Raw genomic sequence first — 20,203 nt, 5'->3', positions numbered from 1 at the left:
CGTCAGCTCCCTATTCCAAAACACCCACCTTACATAAGTAAGTGGGTGTTTTTTTTGTCAAAATAACATGTAGTATTATGATGTTAGTTTTATTCTTTTTATATGCTGCATTAATAACCTACTTGTTACATAGCTTTACGTATTTTCACACTGTAGATTTTTAAATTCTATATACTGATTATATCAATGTCGATCCTTTTTTAACCTTAGGTGAACATTAGATATTTTCTAAAAAGTCACGAATAAAATTAAAGATCTAGGATACAAAAATGACACAAAAGCCCGTCAAGTCAGAGCCAAATATGAATACTCAGCAAGGAAATGCAGGCGAAACTCATCAGCAGGCTGATAATAATTCAACTAATTTAACCACGCAGCAGGGGATTGTTATTGCTGACAATCAGAATTCGCTAAAAGCGGGTCGTCGTGGACCTGCATTGCTAGAAGATTTTATTTTACGCGAGAAAATTACCCATTTTGACCATGAACGTATTCCTGAGCGTGTTGTACATGCGCGCGGCAGTGCAGCACATGGTTATTTTGAATTAACCAAATCCTTAGAGCAATTTACCACAGCTAAGGTATTAACAGAGGTGGGCAAACAAACCCCATTATTTGCTCGTTTTTCAACGGTAGCCGGTGGTGCGGGATCGATTGATACGCCGCGTGATATTCGCGGTTTTGCCGTCAAAATCTATACACAGGAAGGTAACTGGGATTTAGTGGGTAACAACACCCCCGTGTTCTTTATCCAAGATGCGATTAAATTTCCCGATATTATTCATGCTGTAAAAATGGAGCCTGATCGTGGTTTCCCACAAGCGGCATCAGCGCATGATACCTTTTATGATTTTATCTCGTTAAACCCTGAAACATTACATAACTACCTATGGGCGATGAGTGATCGCGCTATTCCTCGCAGTTTACGCATGATTGAGGGCTTTGGTATCCATAGCTATCGCTTTATTAATGCCCAAGGCGAAAGTGTTTTCTTCCGTTATCACTGGCGTCCACGTTTGCAGCTTCAATCACATGTGTGGGATGAAGCTGTGAAAGTTGCCGGTGCTGATCCAGACTATCATCGTCGTGATTTATTCGAAACCTTGTTTGAAAATGGTGACGAAGTTGTTTGGGACTTTGGTGTGCAGATCTTTACCCAAGAACAAGCAGAAAAATTCCCATTTGATCATTTAGATGCAACCAAATTAATTCCAGAAGAATTAGTCCCTGTTGAAATCGTGGGTAAAATGGTATTAAACCGTTATCCCGATAACTTCTTTGCTGAGACAGAGCAAGTGGCTTTCTGTCCAGCAAACATCGTATCAGGTATCGACTTTAGTAATGATCCATTGCTACAAGGTCGTTTATTTAGTTACCTTGATACCCAGTTGTCACGTTTGGGCTCACCAAATTTTGCGCAGTTGCCAATTAATGCACCAAAATGTCCATTCCATAATATGCAGCGTGATGGTCATATGCAGATGCAAATTCCCAAAGGTCGCGTTGCTTATGAACCACAAAGTTTAGAGCCAGAAAAACCGCGTGAAAATCCGTCAATTGGGTTTAAATCATTTGCAGAGGATTTAACTCAAAATAACGATGCGGTTAAAGGTCGTATCCGTGCAGAAAGCTTTGCAGACTTTTATAGTCAACCACGTATGTTCTATCGTAGTCAAACCCCCATTGAGCAGGCGCATATTGCTTCAGCGATTGTGTTTGAGCTTTCAAAAGTTGAGACACCCTATATCCGTGAACGCATGGTTGCGCAGCTATTAACGGTTGATGAAACATTGGGTAAACGCGTGGCCGATGGTTTAGGGATGAAACCAATGCCAAAACCGATTGAACCGACGGTTCCGGTGCAAGATTTGCCATTATCACCAGCTTTACAGTTGATTGGCAAAGCTAAACCAACGCTTGAAGGTCGTAAAGTCGCTATTTTAGTCGCAGATGATTCAAATGCAGAAATGCTTGAAAAATATAAAGCGGCGATTACCGCAGCCAAGGCAACCCCCTTTATTATAGCGCCAAAAATTAGCATTACGTTAAACAATGGTGAAACCATTGCAGCTGACGGTCAATTGGCGGGTTCGCCTTCTGTCTTGTTTGATGCAATCGTTAGTATCATTATGCCAGAGCAAGCGAAAAAACTAGCCAAAGTGAGTGAAGCGATTGCATGGTTTAAAGACGCGTATGCCCATCTAAAAGCGATTGCTTATTGCGGTGCGACGGATGAATTTATCCTAATTCCTCAGCACATTGAGAAAGATGCCAGTGTGGTGGCTTTAAAGGAAATAGATACCTTTATTGAGAAGGCCAAATCGCGTGAATGGGATCGTGAGCCTAATGTGCGTGATTTAGCATAACTCATCAACCTAGCAACAAAAAAGCTAGCTTAATAATAAGCTAGCTTTTTATTTATTTGGCGGAAACGGAGGGATTCGAACCCTCGATACGCTATTAACGTATACACACTTTCCAGGCGTGCGCTTTCGACCACTCAGCCACGTTTCCAATCGAGTTGCAACTCCAAAATATAGGGAATCGCAAAACGGACGCCTATTTTACCCAAAATAATGCCAAATGTCATGTATAATTAATCAATTTTCATCGATGGCTAGAGTTGGTAAGTTATAGCGTATGAGTTGTTATCAGCGTTTTTCCCACAAATCACTGTTACAGACACTAGTAGCGATGGGTTTATCCGTATTGCCCTTATGGGCACATTCAAGCAGCTCTTTAGATTATCGTAAACAGCATCTCAATCAATGCGGCAATACCTATGCTAACCAACAAAGTCCGCAGCCACTCTCCAATCAACCACTTGAGATTTATTATCTATGTCTAAATGGCTTTGCTGTGGGCTATTCGTCACTCAGTAAAACCGCTTTGTGGTCAGCGGAGTATTTGACGCGAGCGCGTATTGAAAAAGCGAGTGAACTATCTAGGGTTGATAATTTTCACGAGGAAAGTCAGCTGCCTAATCGGGTTAAAGGCTATTTAGCTGATTATCGTAACGTACCTTATGACCGTGGGCATCTAGCGCCGAATGCAGATATGAGTACGCTTGAATCACAATATGACAGTTTTAGCCTTGCCAACATTGTACCGCAAAATCCTATCAATAATCGTAGCACTTGGCGAGACATTGAGTCCCGTACCCGTTATTTAGCGATTAAACACAACCGTATCTACGTGGTGACAGGGGTGGCTTTTATCAGTAATCGGGTTAAGAAAATCAATAACAATATATTAGTACCCAGTCATCTATATAAAGCGATTTATATTCCAAGTCTACAACAAGCAGGGGTCTATTTTGTACCTAATGATGATAGTCAGCGAGTGGAAATCATTAGTCTGGATGAACTTGCGGTAAGAATAGGCGTGGACGCCATGCCAGGGCTGTCAGGGAAGGTACAAAAAACGGCAATGACGCTGCCTATTGATGACTATTCACTAGCTACAAAAAATAAAAACACCCCAAAATCAGAGCCCGATAACCAACAAATTTTATTAGTCTTAGTTAATTTAGTCTTGACCATTTTTGAATGGATAATCAGCCTATTTAAGTCCTAAAATGGTAATTATACACAAATGACTGATTAGTCAGTTTGCGCTTTTGAAACTTTTTTTAAAAATAATTATTTAAAAATCAATAATTTAAAATAAAAAAAATGAGAAATTTTGCCTTGTAAGGATGTAGAAAACTATTAGTAACTTTTGTGTATTAAAAAATATCTTTACCTCAAAACCATTTTGGCTATAATGATTGTTAATGGCACTGCATCTCACTTCCCTTACTTTTTTGCAGTGCGCTACAGAAGGAACTGTTATGAAAATTTCTCTTAAATCAATCAGCGTTGGTGTTGCTCTTTCTACTTTAAGTGTTGCTGCTATGGCTGCCGATCCAATCGTGGGTACTTGGCAAACTTATGAAGACAACCAACCAAAAGCCCAAGTTCAAATCTCACAAACAGGTAGTACTTTCACCGGTAAAATCGTTGCAGGTAATACTGAAAAAGCAAAATCTTTTGTTGGTAAAACTGTGTTAACAGGCGTTAAAGCAGCGGGTAATGGCAAATATGCGGGTAAAGCAAAAGACCCACGTTGGGGCTTTGGGTTAGGCGCAAATATTTCAGTAAGTGGTTCAACCTTGACTTTATCTGTTCCAGTCAAAGGCAGCCAAACTTGGAAAAAAATTAAATAATTGCTACTGATTTGAAATATCAGAAAAGCTAGATATGACTATCTAGCTTTTTTATTTGTCCAATCGCAAGTTTTCTAGAGTCTTTTGGTATGATTATATAAAAAAATAGGCTGATTGAATCAGCCTATGTTTACCATTCTTTGTCTATTCGATACGTTCGCCATGTACAGCCAAATCAAGACCGGTGTATTCATCTTCATCAGTGACACGTAAGCCCATGGTTAATTGAATCACTTTAGCAATAATGAAAGTCACAATCGCGCAGTAGATGATAACCGCAAACACGCCTTCCAATTGCACCCAAACTTGACCCATAGTCGATAAAGCCAGTGGTTTGCCAGTGATAGCAGGACTCACAAAGACACCTGTCAATATGGCACCGACGATGCCACCAACGCCATGCAATCCAAACGCATCCAAGCTATCATCAATTTTTAACAGACGTTTGAGATAGTTGACTGCATAAAAGCAAACCAATGAGGTGATGATGCCAATCGCTAATGCGCCTGCTACCGTCACAAAACCTGCCGCTGGGGTGATACCGACTAAACCCGCCACTGCGCCTGATGCACCGCCCAGTACAGAGGCTTTACCACGGACTAATTTTTCGATAGCAAACCAAGTCAATGCCCCTGCCGCTGCCGCTACTTGCGTGACGAGTAACGCATTACCTGCCAACGCATTTGCCGCCAACGCACTACCGCCATTGAAGCCAAACCAACCTACCCAAATTAAACCCGTACCAATTAACGTCAAAGCCAAGTTTGAAGGTGCCATTGGGTCACGGTTATAGCCATTACGTTTACCTAAAACAGCCGCTAACACAATGCCTGCCACACCGGCATTAATGTGCACGACCGTACCGCCTGCAAAGTCTAGCGCACCATCTGCCATCAACCAGCCACCGCCCCAAACCCAGTGGCAAATCGGTGCATACACCAATAATACCCAAAAGGCAGTAAACACCATGAAGCTACTAAATTTGATACGTTCAGCAATTGAACCTGCTAAGATTGCTACAGTGATAATGGCAAAGGTCATTTGAAAAGTGACAAATAACAGGGTGGGTACGGTACCCGTTAAATCACCAAGCCCTATATTAGATAACAATGCATTATCAAAACCGCCAACAAATTGATTAAAATCGCTGCTACCAAACGCCAGCGAATAACCCAACACAATCCAAACAATAGATACTAATGCGGTGGCACCATAACTGTGTGCCATCGTCCCTAAAATATTCTTTTTGCGCACCATGCCTGAGTAAAACAATGCCAAACCTGGAATAGTCATTAGGAGCACTAATGCAGTCGAAATTAAAACCCAAGCGGTGTCGCCTGAATTTAGCGTAGGCGTATCAGCAGCATGAGCTACCAATGGAGATAACAACAATAACGATAAAATTGATTTAGTAGATACTAGTGGCTGTGAAAATTTGGCAAAAGCTGCCCTTGTAATGACGGCATTCATCGTAACCCCCTTAAAATTATTTGAGATAGTCGTTAAGCTGCTTGATAGGTCTGCGTTAATGTTTTAAAGGATGGTCGACTTTAAAAGTTAACAAGCCCTGCGGCAACGACAGTCATGATAGTGTTAGATAGCATTAGCGCCCGTTTCACCCGTACGGATACGAATCACTTGTTCTAATGGTGATACAAAGATTTTGCCATCACCGATTTTGCCCGTGCTAGCCACGCGAGTGATAGCTTCAATTGCTGCGTCAACCATTTCGTCAGTCACCGCAATTTCTAATTTAACTTTCGGCAGGAAATCAACCACATACTCAGCACCACGATACAATTCAGTATGACCTTTTTGACGACCAAAACCTTTTACTTCGGTAACAGTGATACCTTGAACGCCAATCTCAGAGAGTGACTCACGCACATCGTCTAGTTTGAACGGTTTTAAGATAGCCGTAATTAATTTCATAATAATTTCCTTTTAAGTGCCGCTTATGGTTGGGTTAGTTACTATCTGCTGTAGTGGCTTAATAGCGGTTACCCTAAACAGCATTCGTAAAGCATGTTGAAAATGGTAGTTTCGATAATTCAAAAGCTATGCCAACTTTCAGAAATGTCCTATTTTTAAGGGGGTAAAAAATACAACTTATTGAAAATAAAGCAAAAACTTTTTTGTGGTTTCAATGCGACCATCACATAGAAAGCGTAATTTTATTATAACGAAAAAATAAAAATTCCTCTAATGTAAATCAGTTATTGCACCAAAAAGGTTATTTGAGTGCCATTAACGATTTTGTAGATAATTTTTAGAATTATTTTAATAATTGGCGATAAAAACAAAATAATTGCACCAAAAAAGTGCATTTTACTGCCTAAAATCGTTAAATCTGTTGGGTAAGACAGATAAAAAGTATAACCTCATCACAAAAATCATGGCATTTAAATCGTCTTTTATTGCGGTCATTACAAAACATGAAAACTCACATTTAATCGCAAAACTTTTTGTCATAAAATGGTATGATAGAAAACGTTTTTAGCTTATGCGGCAAGTATTGTTACTGCCTTAGTTAGCGGTACCCTTATTTAAGTGTTACAAGTCTAAGTGTTACAAGGAATTCTCGTGAGCCAACTCTCTGCCACTCAATCAGCCGTTTCACCTGCTTCAACCAACCAAAGCATGCCATCATCATCGAGCATGATTCAACGTGGCAATGGATTACAAGTGGTGGTTGGACTTGGCAAATCAGGCTTGTCGGCAGTCAACTATTTACACGCGCTTGGCTACCCCGTAGCTGTCACCGATGCCGGTCTTCCCAAACTTGCCGAGCATTTGCCAACCGATATAGTGACCAAGTTTGGGGCAATAGATGGCGAGCTGTTGGCAGTGGCAGATCGCATTATCATCAGTCCTGGTATTGACCCTTATTTGCCGGTGTTTGATGGCGCACGTGCGAAAAAAATTGCGATTGTCAGTGATATTCAATTGTTTCATGAAGTAGCTAAACAGCGACATATTCCGATTATTGCAATTACCGGCTCTAATGCCAAAAGCACTGTCACCACCCTGGTTGGCGAGATGGTCAAAAATGCGGGGTTTAAAGTCGGTGTCGGTGGTAACTTGGGAACGCCCGCGCTTGATTTGCTACTTGAGCCCATACAGATGGCGGTGCTTGAGTTATCCAGTTTTCAACTACAGACCACCACCAATTTGACCGCCAAAGTAGCCACCGTGCTTAACATGTCGCCTGACCATCTAGATCGCCATGGCAATATGCTCGGCTATCACCAAGCCAAACACCGAATCTTCCAAGGCGTGCAATCCATTGTGGTCAACCGCGAGGACTTGCTTAGTCGCCCGTTGGTAGCCGATGATATGCCCACCATTAGCTTTGGTAGTAACGCACCGGATATCAATCAGTACGGATTGATAAAAGATAGCGATGGTGAAATCTGGCTAGCACGGGGTCGCGAGCGGTTGCTCAATGAAAAAGACGTGCCGATCAAAGGTGAACATAACTTGATGAATGCGCTGTCAGCCTTAGCAATTGGTGAACTAGCAGGTCTGCCGCTAGAGAGTATGTTAACAACATTAAAAAACTTTGTCGGGCTGCCACATCGCTGTGAATTTATCACAACCACCCATCAGCTTGATTGTTTTGACGACTCTAAAGGCACCAATATTGGCTCGACCATCGCCGCAATTTTGGGACTAGGTAAAGTATATGCACCCAAAGGCAAAAAACTCGCTGTGATTTTGGGCGGGCAAGGTAAAGGTCAAAACTTTGCTGAACTGGCAAAACCCCTGATGGATTATGCGCAAGTGGTATACTTTATCGGTGAAGATGCCGATAAAATCGCGGCTGATTTAGCATCGGCGGGTCTAGATAATCACAATCCTGCAGGGATTGTGTTAACCCAATGCCAAACCCTGGAACAAGCGGTCAATCAGGCTTGGCAAGACCAGCCAACATTCCCTGCTTTAGGCGTATTATTGCTATCACCCGCTTGTGCAAGTTTTGATCAGTTTAGTGGCTATGTGGAACGTGGACAAGCTTTTCAACGCTTAGTCAAACCACAATAATCATTCGCTAGTGTATTTTTAATATTTAGGTTGTGTTATGCCCGCGCCCCATTCGACTTCTTCATCATTTTCTTCATCCCTCTCAGCTAACAGCGTTTCTACTAAGAAAAGCCGCCAGTGGATTCCGCCCATCAATTCGGTGCTATTAACTACAGTAGCAACCATTATGGTATTTAGTCTTTTGATGGTGGCGTCCGCGTCAATACCTTTTGCACAAACCAAAAAACTGGGTGATTTTTACTTTTTTTATCACCAATTAGCGTACATGGGAATCGGTGCAGTTCTTGGTTTACTGGTGTATTTTATCCCACTTCGCAAGACGTTTCGCTTAGATTTTATTATGTATGCGCTGCTGGCTTGTCTGTTGCTGATTATTTATACCCTAATCGGTGGGTCAGTGATTAACGGTAGTAAACGCTGGATTGAATTGGGTGGTATCAATTTTCAGCCCTCCGAATTGGCAAAATTGTTGATGATTTTGTACACCTCAGATTATCTGGTGCGCCGATCAGAAGAAATTCGCAACCATTGGAAAGGCTTTTTGCGTCTAACACTGATAGCCATGGGGCTGATCTTATTTATCATGTTGCAGCCTGACTTCGGCTCAGTGGTGATTATTGCGACCTGTATTGCGGCGATGATTTTTGTCGGCGGGTTACCCATGCGCCAGTTTTTTATCATCATGGGTGCCATGTTTTTGGCAGGCACCATGGCGATTATGGGGGCAAGTTACCGACTAAAACGGGTAACCTCGTTTTTAGATCCGTTTGATGACTTAAAAAATAGTGACTATCAGTTAGGTCGCAGTATTGTAGCCTTTGCCCGCGGTGAATGGTTTGGTGTCGGTTATGGGGAGAGTATCCAAAAACTCTCCCATTTACCGGAGGCGCATACCGACTTTTTACTAGCGATTACCGGTGAAGAGTTAGGCTTAGTGGGTGTGTCGTTTTTACTGGTGTTACAAATTATTTTGGTCACTACGGTTATGCGCATTAGCTACCAAGCGCTAGCACGGCACCAAACTCGCTTAAGCTATTTTGCGTTTGGGGTTGGGATTTTGTTCTTTGGGCAAATTTTCGTCAATGCCGGCATGACCATGGGGATGCTACCTACCAAAGGATTAACCATGCCATTTTTTAGCTATGGGGGTTCTTCTATGGTGGTTAATCTGATTATCGTCGGATTGTTGATGCGAATTATCAAAGAAAGCCCAACAATTCCTGCCAATCAATGTCGTTATTATTAATGGGTTGCCAAAAGATTTTGTAAGCTATCGACTTCAATACGCTGTTTGCCTTGCAGCGGCGTATGATTCCATTGGCAAACTGCCTGCTCGAGCATCGTGGTTGGTTTATCCATATCAATCGGCGGCTGTTGTAATAATTGTAGTGCGGTCTTAATAAGTTGTGGGGCAGGGTAGGATTCAATCGGCTCTGCGAGCGTTTGTTTAGACAGTTTTTGCCCTTGAGCATTCACCAAAATGGGTAAGTGATAGTAGTGTTGGTTAGGGGGAAAATTTAAATACTCTGCAATGACCAGTTGCGGTATCGTCAATGGCAATATATCTAGACCCCGCACGATTTGATTGACACTCTGTAGCGCATCATCAATTACCACCGCGAGCATATAATTAATCATGCCTTTGTTGGCGGTTGGCGTATTTGAGAAAGACCGCCCAATGCGCCGCCTTCTGACCACAATATCACCCTGTTCTCGTTGCGGATTGCCCAAAATCACCCCTTGCAGCTGATCGAAAAAAAGCATTGGGTTATCTGGCATTACTAAGCGAATGGCATGATCGCGCGATAGCCGCTTATGGACACAGATTCTAGGATAAGGGTATTGGGTATTGGGGTGGGCGAGTTGATAAGTTTGCAGTGATTTACGACTGCAATCACAGCCATAACTTACTGCTTTTAGTTGCTCATCCAATAACGCGTGATACGTGTCTAGGTGTTGCGACTGGTAACGAACGTTACCATCCCAGTGCAAGCCTAATCGATCCAAATCTGCTAAAATCAAATCGCTAAATTTTGGATGACAGCGCTCAGTATCGGTATCTTCAATGCGTACTAGCCACTTGCCTTGCGCTTGCTTAGCGATACAGTAACTGGCAATCGCAGTCACCAGTGACCCCAAATGCAAAGCTCCCGTCGGAGAGGGAGCAAAGCGACCAATAACAGGAAATGTTGATAAATTAAGCATGACCCCATGCTTGTTTTTCTTTAATCTCTGATAGGGTTTTGCAATCGATACATTGGGTTGCGGTTGGACGGGCTTCTAAACGACGCAAACCAATCTCTACACCACAAGTCTCACAAAAACCGTAGTCGCCACTATCAATCTCAGCAATCGATTTATCAATCTTGCGAATCAGTTTACGCTCACGGTCACGCGTGCGCAGAGCCAACGCAAACTCTTCTTCTTGGGTGGCGCGGTCATTAATATCAGGCATCGCCGTTGATTCATCTTGAATATAAGATTTGGTTGATTCAGCTTCACTAATTAACTGCTCTTTCCAATCTAATAAAATTTTTCTAAAATGCGCAAGTTGTGCGTCATTCATATATTCTTCTTCAGCCGCTGGCTGATATGGGGTAAAGCTTAATTCACGTTCATTTTGGGCAGATGCCATAGCTAATTCCTTTAAAAACCGATAGTGATACAATTTTAAGTTTACAATTTCATTACGAGTTCAGCACTTAAGCCAATGACATCATGTTATTAACACTTTAAACACTGCAATTCGCCAGTATATGAAATCAAACTAAAATAAACGCTAAAACCTTAATAAACAAGCTAACCAAACTTTCACGACATTAAGTTTATAAACATAAGTTCAACAACCATGAAAAATTAGTCAGATAGTATCTGTTCTTTTGATACCAGTTGCAAGTAACCCATTGTTATATAAATTTATCCAACGTAAACCAGGGGTAATTTCGTCAATGGTATAGTCTTTACACAAGGGTTTAAACTGTACGCTAGTCGATGGGCAGCCGAACACAGATGTCCCATAATTAATCTTATGCATTTCTTGGTGAATATGACCGACGAATATAGCTTTAATGCGGTCTAGATACGGCATTACAACTTCCCAAAAACGGTCCGCATTGATTAGGGTGTATTCATCAAGCCATGTGGAATCGATTAATACCATCGGATGATGACAAAAAATTGCACAAGGGCGATTGGCGTTCGCTAACTGTTGCGCCAGCCACCGCAATGACTGCTCGTCAATTTTGCCATGACTGTGCCCCTCACAAGAGGAGTCTAATAACAATAAGTCCCAATAATCGGTGGCAATACTATAGCAGTTTTGCAGGCGAGTATCTGCTTTGACAGGCAAATGACGGCGCTGGGCAAAAGGTAGATGATTATCAAGCTCTAGGGTCACATCATGATTGCCTGGGATGGCTATAAATGGAATGTTGACGTCGTCTAAGGTTGCAAATAAACGGTCATAATTTTGTGGGGTAGGTTCATGACATAAATCGCCCGTCAGTACCAACAAATCAACATTATCGCGCTGTTGTCGGACCAATGATAATACCGACTCAAATGTGTCTGCGGTATTAACGCCATTCATTAACTTATTAGGGTCATCAAAGAGATGCAGATCACTTAATTCAATGATTGAAAAATAATCGGCATGGTGTTGTGATATCGAACTTGGCAGTAACGTCACTCAGTTATCCTTAGAATAATGACGGTAATCGTGGCAGTACAACTTTATCAAACAACGGTTAATTGACTTAAGTCAATCAAATAAGGCATGTTTTATATCACAAATGCTCATAATTGACAAACACAATAACAAAATAATTGTTGGCAGAGCCTGATTCTAAGCATTCGATAAAAAAAGGTGACTATTGGCAGCGCTGACAAACACCTGAAAGCTCAATAATACTTGACTGAGTGGCAAAATTGGTCGATTGCTCAACCTCAGTTAGCATGGTTTGGATAGATGGGTGGCTAAACTCTTGCACCTCGCCACAGCATCGACAGACCAAAAAAGCGGCAACATGGCGATCGGCGGGCTGAGAACAAGCAAAAAATGCCTTGCTGGAATTTAACTGATGAACCAAGCCATGCCTAAGCAAAAACTCCAAACTACGGTATACAGTTGGCGGTGCGACGACTTTTTCGCTCGCTGCTTGCAGTAAATCCAATAATTCATACGCCCCAATAGGCTGCGCGGCAAGTAGAATCAAACGATACACTTGCTCTCGTAGCGCAGTAAAACGTAAACCTTGCGCTTGGCAATCTTGTTTTATCTGAGCAATCTGTGCTTCAATCTGCTCCGCCGTCATTTGTGGCATACACATGGACATAGATAGGTGGCGACAATTTGCGTCGTAACTATTGGCTGATTGAATAGAACTTCCAGTTGATTGAATAAAACGTTGGGTCATATCAAATAAAATCATCAATAACTATCAAATTACTTTAGCATGAAAACCGCATAATTTGTCTGATAAATTAGCGATTCGGCTATAAAACTACCCGACAATATAACAAGCCTAATAACACACTATTCATAATGACTGTCGATTAACGTCAGCATAGATAAAACAACCTTTAGCCAAATTTTTAATCAAGATTCTGCTATACTACTTTCATCATTCCTGCCCACAATCAGCTAGCCCTTATTTTGCTATGTCAAAACCTGCCAAGCCATTTAACCCACAGTCTATCCAACAATCCATCAACAAGCAGTCGTGGCTGATACTTGGGCTGGTTGCCATCGGTATTGTATTAGATGTTTGGCAAGGCAATAGCCAGTATGCGGTGAGTAAAAATCTGCTAGCAGGTAGTGTGCTAGGGTGGGTGAGTCAAATCATCTTTGCTAAAATTTCCCTGAGCAAATCGGGCTATCAGCAGCGTCGTCAAATTGTTCATCATTTTTACCAAGCCCATATGGCAAAATGGGTGTTGACCATTGTTGGGTTTGCACTGATTTTTCTGCTGTTAAAACCGCTAAACGCCATTGCGGTATTCGCGGGCTATATAATTTTGCAAATGAGTTACCTCATTATCACTTACCGAAATCCTTGGTAAAAAAAGGCTATTTACAATTATTTGGTAATAACAGAAATAACCTAAACTAAATCACAAATAAATCCATTTAATCCTTTACAAAAAGGTAACAGTTGAATTAATATAGTGAAAATTTTTTAAAGGTGCGATTGCGCAGCGCTAATTGGCTAAAAAGAATTAGTTTTCAAGCAATTGCATATATGTTTTACTGATGACCCACTTATTTGAGTCAAGCAAAACACAGTAGGTCGATAGCCTATATTATTACGTTGATAAACAATCCGTTTATTCACGGTTCATCACCTTAGTTAAGCAGATTGCTTAAACGCCTCGATGTGCCTTTGACGTCATGTTTGCACTTCTCATTGAGTATCATCAGCTCAGTTAGATACGATTATAGTGTTAAGTTACAAATTTTTGTGATTAGACAAAATATCTGACGCTAACTCCCTCTATTATCAGCTCAATATAAAAAAGAAGTTAAGATTATGGCAGAAGCAAACGCAGAAATTACTTCAAATGAGTATATCAATCACCACTTGACAAACTGGACTTTCGGTAATCACCCAACAGAAGGTTGGATAGTTGCCGAAACCAAACAGCAAGCTTCTGAAATGGGTTTCAATGCGATTCATTTAGACTCAATGCTGTGGTCGATTGGTTTAGGGGTGCTTTTTTGTGCCATTTTTTATATGGTGGCAAAAAAAGCAACCTCGGGTGTACCCGGCAAAATGCAAGCTTTTATTGAAATGATTGTGGAGTTTGTTGATAGTAACGTTCGTGATACTTATCATGGCACATCAAAGGTTATTGCGCCATTAGCACTGACTATTTTTGTGTGGATTTTCTTGATGAACTTCATGGATCTTCTGCCAGTTGATTATTTGCCTGTCATTGCACAAAAAATTGGTGGTCTGCTAGGACATAACCCACACCATGTTTACATGAAAGTCGTACCAAGTACCGACCCAAATGTGACGCTTGGTATGTCGTTCTCAGTATTTGCACTGATCATTTTTTATAGTATTAAAGAAAAAGGTTTTGGCGGTTTTATTGGTGAATTAACCCTTCATCCATTTAGCGCAAAAAACCCAATCGCTAAAATCTTATTGATTCCAGTGAACTTTATCCTAGAGTTTGTAACTCTAATCGCAAAACCTATCTCACTTGGCTTACGACTTTTTGGTAACATGTATGCAGGTGAATTAATTTTTGTGTTAATCGCCCTTATGCCATTTTGGATTCAATGGGTGTTATCAGTACCGTGGGCAATCTTCCACATTTTAGTAATCACTTTGCAAGCGTTCGTTTTCATGATGCTAACCATTGTCTATCTTAGCCTTGCATCACAAACTGAACATTAATTTCAAAACAGTAATGAGGATACATCAATGACTCTAGAAGGTATGACCGTTCTTGCCGTTGCTTTGCTAATCGGTTTAGGTGCACTAGGCACAGGTATTGGCTTTGCAATCTTAGGTGGCAAATTCTTAGAGGGCGTCGCTCGTCAACCAGAACTAGGTTCACAATTGCAAACTCGTATGTTCATCGTGGCAGGTCTTCTTGACGCCGTACCGATGATCGGTGTTGGTATTGCAATGTTATTGTTATTCGCAAATCCTTTAGCAGGTTAATAGGTACACTATCAGTACAATGTCCACATCATCTTATGTGGACAAGGATTGAAGAAACTTAATTAACGAGGGATTCTAAGTGAATATCAATGCAACCCTAATTGGACAATCGATTGCATTCGCCATCTTCGTGATGTTTTGCATGAAGTTTGTGTGGCCGCCTTTGGTTGCTGCTATTTCGGATCGCCAACGTAAAATCGCAGATGGCCTAAATGCTGCCGAAAAAGCCAAAGCAGACTTAGCAACTGCATCACAAGCTGCAGAGCAAGAGCTTATCGCAGCAAAAGCAAAAGCCGCTTCACTCATTGACCAAGCGAACAAAAGCGCCAATCAAATGATTGAAGATGCCAGAGTGCAAGCACAAGTGGAAGGCGAACGTATTCGTCAGCAAGCGCGTGAAGCAATTGATCAAGAAATTAATAAAGCCCGTGAAGGTTTACGCGCGCAGGTTGCAGAACTTGCCGTACTCGGTGCCGAAAAAATCTTACAAGAAAAGGTCAATCCAGAAACTCATGCCAATATGTTAAACCAATTGGCAGCCAAGTTATAAGTAGCAACCGTACAGTGAGGATATGATGGCTGATTTATCAACCTTAGCAAGACCCTATGCAAAAGCAGCATTTGATTATGCTAAAGAGCATCACGCTGTCAATGAGTGGCAAGATTACTTAAACGTGATGAATGCCATCGTTAGTGATAAAGCATTTGCCGATTATATTAATAATCCAGCAGTTGCTGCACAAGCTAAAGTCGCTACTTTAAAAGACCTTTATAACCAAAGTTCATCTGAAGATAGCAATACCGTGTTTAAAACTTTAAGCACTGCTATTGAGGGTGGGGCACAAGCAGATTCCAATGCTTTTGTTAATTTTTTGACGCAACTTGCAGAGCAAGATCGTTTGGCATTATTACCCAGTATCAATGAGCGTTTTGGTTTATTAAAAGCCGCTGATGCAAAAGAAGTTCATGCATATGTCACATCGGCATATCCATTAACGCAAGTGCAAGAGCAACTCATTGAACACCGACTTGCCACCTCCCTAGGCGCGAAGGTCGTACTACATGTCAATGTAGACCCTGCCCTAATTGCAGGTGTGACGATCAAGGTCGGTGACAAAGTAATCGATGACTCTGTACGTGGCAAATTAAAACAGTTAAAAACACAGCTGACTGCATAAATTTCAACAAAATTGATTCTAGTCAGTAAAAATTAAGGAACAGTGCAATGCAACAATTGAATCCAGCGGAAATCAGTAATCTGATTAAGCAGCGAATTCAAGACCTGACTGCGGGTGCCACAGCAAAGAACGAAGGCACTATTGTCATGGTATCTGACGGTATCGTACAGATTCATGGTCTTGAAGATGCCATGTACGGCGAAATGATTGAGTTTGAAGGTGGCGTATATGGTATGGCGCTAAACCTTGAACAAGACTCAGTCGGCGCGGTTGTTCTAGGTGAATACTTGAATCTCCAAGAAGGACAAAAAGCTTACTGTACTGGTCGTATTTTAGAAGTACCAGTTGGACCCGAGCTTTTAGGTCGTGTGGTAGATGCACTGGGTAATCCTATCGATGGTAAAGGCCCAATTAACGCCAAGTTAACGGATAAAGTTGAAAAAATCGCCCCAGGCGTTATCGACCGTCAGTCAGTTGATGAGCCAGTAATGACAGGTTATAAAGCTGTTGATACCATGATTCCAATCGGACGTGGTCAACGTGAGCTTATCATTGGTGACCGCCAAACTGGTAAAACAGCCATGGCAATCGATGCGATCATCGCGCAGAAACACTCGGGCATTAAATGTGTGTACGTAGCCGTTGGTCAAAAACGTTCAACCATCGCAAACGTGGTACGTAAACTAGAAGAAACAGGCGCACTAGCTTATACAACGGTTGTGGTTGCATCTGCTTCTGAACCTGCAGCGCTGCAGTACATCGCGCCATACTCTGGTTGTACTATGGGTGAATACTTCCGTGACCGCGGTGAAGATGCGCTTATCATTTATGATGACTTATCAAAACAAGCCGTAGCCTATCGTCAAATTTCATTGCTATTACGTCGTCCACCAGGACGTGAGGCTTACCCAGGTGACGTATTCTACCTTCACTCACGTCTATTAGAGCGCGCTTCACGCGTGAACGCTGAGTATGTAGAAAAATTCACCAACGGTGCTGTAACAGGTAAAACAGGTTCATTAACTGCCTTGCCAATTATTGAAACCCAAGCAGGTGACGTATCAGCATTCGTACCAACCAACGTGATTTCAATCACGGATGGTCAGATCTTCCTAGAGTCAAGCTTGTTTAACTCAGGTATCCGTCCAGCGGTGAATGCGGGTATTTCAGTTTCTCGTGTTGGTGGTGCAGCGCAGACTAAAATCATCAAAAAATTGTCAGGTGGTATCCGTACTGCATTAGCACAGTATCGTGAATTGGCAGCGTTTGCACAATTTGCTTCTGACTTAGATGACGCGACCCGTAAACAGCTTGACCATGGTCAACGTGTGACTGAATTGATGAAACAAAATCAATACGCACCAATGAGCATCGCTGAACAAGCTGCGGTAATTTATGCTTCTAACGAAGGTTATCTAGCTGATGTCCCAGTGAACAAAGTGGGGGCATTTGAAGCAGGTTTGTTACGTTACCTACGTGACCAACATGGTGATTTTATGGCAGACATTGATAACACTGCCAACTATAATGATGATATCGCAAACCAATTCAAATCAGCGATTGAAAACTATAAGCAAAATCATTCATTCTAAGATTTACTGAAATTTTAGAACTGCATTGTCATAGAACAAATGAACAAAGGGGTTATGATTACTTTGTTCATTTTTCCAAATTTCGTCCATGTTATATCAATGGGCGTGGACTGAAACTAAACATGGCTGTATGGATTATTTATGGCAAGTTTAAAAGAAATTCGAGCAAAAGTTGCTAGTATTAAAAGTACCCAGAAAATTACTCGCGCCATGCAAATGGTTGCAGCGAGTAAGATGCGACGTGCCCAAGAACGTATGCAACTAGGTCGTCCTTATGCTGATAGCATGCGTCGAGTGGTTTCTCATCTAGTTAAAGCTTCACCAGACTACAAACATCCTTACCTAGTACCTCGTGCGGTTAATCGTGTTGGCTATATTGTAGTCAGTTCTGACCGTGGTCTTGCAGGTGGTTTGAATATCAACTTATTCAAAAAATTGATGCAGCACGTTAAACAACAAAAAAGCCAATCGGTTGAAACGCGTTTTGCGGTGATTGGTCAAAAAGGCGTAAGCTTCTTTAAAACATTTGGTGGTACGGTGATTGCTGCGGAAACTCACTACGGTGACAACCCAAGCTTTGAGCAACTTAGTGTGCCAGTTCAAGTAATGCTGGATGCGTATAATCGTGGCGAAATTGATGAGATTTACATGGTATATAACGAATTCGTTAATGCCATGACCCAAAATCCTAGTGTGCAACGCTTAGTACCGATTGCGGCTGAGTCTTTGGTTGATGAAACGATGGCAAATCGTGAACACAGCTGGGACTACATCTATGAACCAACTACCAAAGAGCTGCTGGATGGTTTGATGGGACGTTATGTTGAATCAATCGTCTATCAAGGTGTGGTAGAAAATATTGCTTCTGAACAGTCTGCACGTATGGTTGCTATGAAAGCAGCAACGGATAACGCAGGTAACTTAATTAACGAATTACAATTGGTTTACAACAAGCTGCGTCAAGCGGCGATTACCCGAGAAATTTCGGAAATCGTTGGCGGTGCTGCTGCTGTTTCATAATTGACCTACATTCAAGGAGAGCGTAATGAGTAGCGGTCGTATTGTACAGATTATTGGCGCGGTTATTGACGTTGAATTTGACCGTCAAAGCGTACCAAGAATTTATGATGCCTTAAAAGTTGAAGGCACAGAAACTACATTAGAAGTACAACAACAATTGGGTGATGGTATCGTACGTACTATTGCCATGGGTTCTACTGAAGGTCTAAAACGTGGTCTACCAGTTAGCAATACTGGCGCACCAATCTCTGTACCTGTGGGTAAAGGTACCCTAGGTCGTATCATGGACGTTTTAGGACGCCCAATCGACGAAGCAGGTCCGGTAGAGCATAGCAACACTTGGGCGATTCACCGTGAAGCGCCAAGCTATGATGAACAATCAAATTCTACTGAACTTTTAGAAACCGGTATTAAAGTAATTGACTTACTGTGCCCATTTGCTAAAGGTGGTAAAGTTGGTCTGTTCGGTGGCGCAGGTGTTGGTAAAACCGTTAACATGATGGAACTTATCAATAACATCGCAAAAGCACACTCAGGTTTATCGGTATTTGCTGGTGTAGGTGAGCGTACTCGTGAAGGTAATGACTTCTACCACGAGATGAAAGACTCAAACGTACTTGATAAAGTTGCGATGGTGTATGGTCAGATGAATGAGCCACCAGGAAACCGTTTACGTGTTGCCCTGACAGGTTTGACTATGGCGGAATACTTCCGTGACGAAAAAGATGAAAACGGTAAAGGTCGTGACGTATTATTGTTCGTTGACAATATTTATCGCTATACGCTAGCGGGTACCGAAGTATCAGCATTGTTAGGTCGTATGCCATCTGCGGTAGGGTATCAGCCAACGCTTGCAGAAGAGATGGGTGTACTACAAGAACGTATTACTTCAACCCAATCAGGTTCTATTACTTCTGTTCAAGCGGTATACGTTCCTGCCGATGACTTGACTGACCCATCACCCGCGACAACCTTTGCTCACTTAGATGCAACAGTGGTATTGAGCCGTGATATTGCCTCACAAGGTATTTACCCAGCGGTTGACCCACTCGACTCAACGTCGCGTCAGTTAGACCCATTGGTCATTGGTGAAGAGCACTATGCTGTTGCTCGTGGCGTTCAAGAAGTGTTACAACGCTTTAAAGAGTTGAAAGACATTATTGCGATTTTGGGTATGGACGAATTATCAGAAGATGATAAATTAGTGGTGTACCGTGCACGTAAAATCCAACGTTTCTTGTCACAACCTTTCCACGTTGCAGAGGTATTCACCGGCTCACCTGGTAAATATGTACCAATCCGTGAAACCATTCAAAGCTTTAAAGCAATCTTGAATGGTGAGTATGATGACTTGCCAGAACAAGCATTCTACATGAAAGGTGGTATTGAAGAAGTGGTTGCTGCAGCAGAAAAACTACGCGGCTAATTTCTCAATCAAACCCTGTTAATTTAAACTATATTAACAGGGTTTTATCAACCTAATTTTGC

General features: G+C 41.9%; 19 protein-coding genes and 1 tRNA gene. 13 read left to right on the top strand and 7 right to left on the bottom strand.

All coding sequences use genetic code 11. From position 1 onward, the window contains the following. Positions 1-269 precede the first annotated feature (269 nt). Positions 270-2,366, top strand: coding sequence for a catalase (locus RTJ53_RS11800; RefSeq protein ID WP_312277080.1), 2,097 nt, complete (start codon positions 270-272; stop codon positions 2,364-2,366). Positions 2,367-2,423: 57 nt separating this feature from the next. On the opposite strand, the gene RTJ53_RS11795 is transcribed toward RTJ53_RS11800, so the two are convergent. Then, positions 2,424-2,514, bottom strand: a tRNA-Ser gene (locus tag RTJ53_RS11795). Positions 2,515-2,640: 126 nt separating this feature from the next. On the opposite strand from RTJ53_RS11795, the gene RTJ53_RS11790 reads away from it, so the two are divergent. Both RTJ53_RS11790 and RTJ53_RS11785 read left to right on the top strand, forming a co-directional pair. Further along, positions 2,641-3,576, top strand: coding sequence for a DNA/RNA non-specific endonuclease (locus RTJ53_RS11790; protein ID WP_312277079.1), 936 nt, complete (start codon positions 2,641-2,643; stop codon positions 3,574-3,576). 199 nt (positions 3,577-3,775) lie between these two features. Next, a complete protein-coding gene (locus RTJ53_RS11785; protein WP_312277078.1) occupies positions 3,776-4,207 on the top strand; it encodes a DUF2147 domain-containing protein in 432 nt (143 codons plus the stop codon). A gap of 144 nt (positions 4,208-4,351) precedes the next feature. Here RTJ53_RS11785 and RTJ53_RS11780 read toward each other — a convergent pair whose 3' ends face one another. Next, on the bottom strand, positions 4,352-5,677 hold the full coding sequence (locus RTJ53_RS11780; protein ID WP_409418172.1) for an ammonium transporter: 1,326 nt from the start codon (positions 5,675-5,677) through the stop codon (positions 4,352-4,354). A gap of 123 nt (positions 5,678-5,800) precedes the next feature. Next, positions 5,801-6,139, bottom strand: coding sequence for a P-II family nitrogen regulator (locus tag RTJ53_RS11775; protein WP_007115809.1), 339 nt, complete (start codon positions 6,137-6,139; stop codon positions 5,801-5,803). Between the two features lie 726 nt (positions 6,140-6,865). Between RTJ53_RS11775 and murD the strand changes: the two genes are divergently transcribed. Both murD and ftsW read left to right on the top strand, forming a co-directional pair. Beyond that, complete coding sequence (gene murD, locus RTJ53_RS11770; protein WP_312277082.1) at positions 6,866-8,251, top strand: UDP-N-acetylmuramoyl-L-alanine--D-glutamate ligase; 1,386 nt, start codon at positions 6,866-6,868, stop codon at positions 8,249-8,251. 37 nt (positions 8,252-8,288) lie between these two features. Further along, entirely contained in the window at positions 8,289-9,497 is a 1,209-nt protein-coding gene (gene ftsW / locus RTJ53_RS11765; protein WP_312277077.1) for a putative lipid II flippase FtsW, read from the top strand. Here the strand turns inward: ftsW and gluQRS are convergent. The 4 genes from gluQRS to RTJ53_RS11745 all read right to left on the bottom strand — a co-directional run bounded on the left by gluQRS (position 9,494) and on the right by RTJ53_RS11745 (position 12,585). Then, positions 9,494-10,456, bottom strand: coding sequence for a tRNA glutamyl-Q(34) synthetase GluQRS (gluQRS, locus tag RTJ53_RS11760; RefSeq protein ID WP_312277076.1), 963 nt, complete (start codon positions 10,454-10,456; stop codon positions 9,494-9,496). The two genes, ftsW and gluQRS, sit on opposite strands and share 4 nt — an antisense overlap. After that, positions 10,449-10,886, bottom strand: coding sequence for an RNA polymerase-binding protein DksA (gene dksA / locus RTJ53_RS11755; protein WP_036594643.1), 438 nt, complete (start codon positions 10,884-10,886; stop codon positions 10,449-10,451). Before dksA ends, gluQRS begins: the two co-directional genes overlap by 8 nt. A 225-nt stretch (positions 10,887-11,111) precedes the next feature. After that, on the bottom strand, positions 11,112-11,939 hold the full coding sequence (locus tag RTJ53_RS11750) for a metallophosphoesterase (RefSeq protein WP_312277075.1): 828 nt from the start codon (positions 11,937-11,939) through the stop codon (positions 11,112-11,114). Between the two features lie 181 nt (positions 11,940-12,120). Next, positions 12,121-12,585 (bottom strand): Fur family transcriptional regulator, encoded by a 465-nt coding sequence (locus tag RTJ53_RS11745; RefSeq protein ID WP_312277074.1) that lies wholly within the window; start codon positions 12,583-12,585, stop codon positions 12,121-12,123. A 325-nt stretch (positions 12,586-12,910) separates the two neighbouring features. Between RTJ53_RS11745 and RTJ53_RS11740 the strand changes: the two genes are divergently transcribed. From RTJ53_RS11740 to atpD, 8 genes are all read left to right on the top strand, one after another. Continuing rightward, complete coding sequence (locus tag RTJ53_RS11740) at positions 12,911-13,312, top strand: ATP synthase subunit I (protein ID WP_312277073.1); 402 nt, start codon at positions 12,911-12,913, stop codon at positions 13,310-13,312. A gap of 467 nt (positions 13,313-13,779) precedes the next feature. Continuing rightward, positions 13,780-14,655, top strand: a complete 876-nt coding sequence (gene atpB, locus RTJ53_RS11735) for a F0F1 ATP synthase subunit A (protein ID WP_219300284.1) — start codon at positions 13,780-13,782, stop codon at positions 14,653-14,655. A 27-nt stretch (positions 14,656-14,682) separates the two neighbouring features. Beyond that, positions 14,683-14,925, top strand: a complete 243-nt coding sequence (gene atpE / locus RTJ53_RS11730) for a F0F1 ATP synthase subunit C (protein ID WP_007115820.1) — start codon at positions 14,683-14,685, stop codon at positions 14,923-14,925. A 79-nt stretch (positions 14,926-15,004) separates the two neighbouring features. Then, positions 15,005-15,475 carry a F0F1 ATP synthase subunit B gene (locus RTJ53_RS11725; RefSeq protein WP_036594652.1) on the top strand — a complete coding sequence of 157 codons (471 nt, stop codon included), beginning with the start codon at positions 15,005-15,007 and terminating at the stop codon, positions 15,473-15,475. 25 nt (positions 15,476-15,500) lie between these two features. Further along, a complete protein-coding gene (locus RTJ53_RS11720; RefSeq protein ID WP_312277081.1) occupies positions 15,501-16,103 on the top strand; it encodes a F0F1 ATP synthase subunit delta in 603 nt (200 codons plus the stop codon). A 47-nt stretch (positions 16,104-16,150) separates the two neighbouring features. Further along, positions 16,151-17,695 carry a F0F1 ATP synthase subunit alpha gene (atpA, locus tag RTJ53_RS11715; protein WP_007115823.1) on the top strand — a complete coding sequence of 515 codons (1,545 nt, stop codon included), beginning with the start codon at positions 16,151-16,153 and terminating at the stop codon, positions 17,693-17,695. Positions 17,696-17,836: 141 nt separating this feature from the next. Next, the gene (gene atpG, locus RTJ53_RS11710) at positions 17,837-18,715 is read left to right on the top strand and encodes a F0F1 ATP synthase subunit gamma (protein ID WP_065253550.1); all 879 of its coding nucleotides are present in this window, start codon (positions 17,837-17,839) and stop codon (positions 18,713-18,715) included. A gap of 25 nt (positions 18,716-18,740) precedes the next feature. Then, on the top strand, positions 18,741-20,141 hold the full coding sequence (gene atpD / locus RTJ53_RS11705) for a F0F1 ATP synthase subunit beta (protein WP_007115825.1): 1,401 nt from the start codon (positions 18,741-18,743) through the stop codon (positions 20,139-20,141). The last annotated feature ends 62 nt before the right edge of the window (positions 20,142-20,203 follow it).

The organism is Moraxella sp. CTOTU46711, assembly GCF_031975715.1.
Classification (GTDB): domain Bacteria; phylum Pseudomonadota; class Gammaproteobacteria; order Pseudomonadales; family Moraxellaceae; genus Faucicola.
The sequence above is the reverse complement of the archived record's forward strand: the minus strand, read 5'-3'. Positions and strand labels throughout refer to the sequence as shown.

What these genes read in the sequence shown, in the direction of transcription:
- RTJ53_RS11800 (WP_312277080.1), top strand. Translation starts at nt 270, where the DNA reads ATGACACAAAAGCCCGTCAAGTCAGAGCCAAATATGAATACTCAGCAA.
- RTJ53_RS11790 (WP_312277079.1), top strand. Translation starts at nt 2,641, where the DNA reads ATGAGTTGTTATCAGCGTTTTTCCCACAAATCACTGTTACAGACACTA.
- RTJ53_RS11785 (WP_312277078.1), top strand. Translation starts at nt 3,776, where the DNA reads ATGGCACTGCATCTCACTTCCCTTACTTTTTTGCAGTGCGCTACAGAA.
- RTJ53_RS11780 (WP_409418172.1), bottom strand. Translation starts at nt 5,677, where the DNA reads ATGAATGCCGTCATTACAAGGGCAGCTTTTGCCAAATTTTCACAGCCA.
- RTJ53_RS11775 (WP_007115809.1), bottom strand. Translation starts at nt 6,139, where the DNA reads ATGAAATTAATTACGGCTATCTTAAAACCGTTCAAACTAGACGATGTG.
- murD (WP_312277082.1), top strand. Translation starts at nt 6,866, where the DNA reads ATGATTCAACGTGGCAATGGATTACAAGTGGTGGTTGGACTTGGCAAA.
- ftsW (WP_312277077.1), top strand. Translation starts at nt 8,289, where the DNA reads ATGCCCGCGCCCCATTCGACTTCTTCATCATTTTCTTCATCCCTCTCA.
- gluQRS (WP_312277076.1), bottom strand. Translation starts at nt 10,456, where the DNA reads ATGCTTAATTTATCAACATTTCCTGTTATTGGTCGCTTTGCTCCCTCT.
- dksA (WP_036594643.1), bottom strand. Translation starts at nt 10,886, where the DNA reads ATGGCATCTGCCCAAAATGAACGTGAATTAAGCTTTACCCCATATCAG.
- RTJ53_RS11745 (WP_312277074.1), bottom strand. Translation starts at nt 12,585, where the DNA reads ATGTCCATGTGTATGCCACAAATGACGGCGGAGCAGATTGAAGCACAG.
- RTJ53_RS11740 (WP_312277073.1), top strand. Translation starts at nt 12,911, where the DNA reads ATGTCAAAACCTGCCAAGCCATTTAACCCACAGTCTATCCAACAATCC.
- atpB (WP_219300284.1), top strand. Translation starts at nt 13,780, where the DNA reads ATGGCAGAAGCAAACGCAGAAATTACTTCAAATGAGTATATCAATCAC.
- atpE (WP_007115820.1), top strand. Translation starts at nt 14,683, where the DNA reads ATGACTCTAGAAGGTATGACCGTTCTTGCCGTTGCTTTGCTAATCGGT.
- RTJ53_RS11720 (WP_312277081.1), top strand. Translation starts at nt 15,501, where the DNA reads ATGGCTGATTTATCAACCTTAGCAAGACCCTATGCAAAAGCAGCATTT.
- atpA (WP_007115823.1), top strand. Translation starts at nt 16,151, where the DNA reads ATGCAACAATTGAATCCAGCGGAAATCAGTAATCTGATTAAGCAGCGA.
- atpG (WP_065253550.1), top strand. Translation starts at nt 17,837, where the DNA reads ATGGCAAGTTTAAAAGAAATTCGAGCAAAAGTTGCTAGTATTAAAAGT.
- atpD (WP_007115825.1), top strand. Translation starts at nt 18,741, where the DNA reads ATGAGTAGCGGTCGTATTGTACAGATTATTGGCGCGGTTATTGACGTT.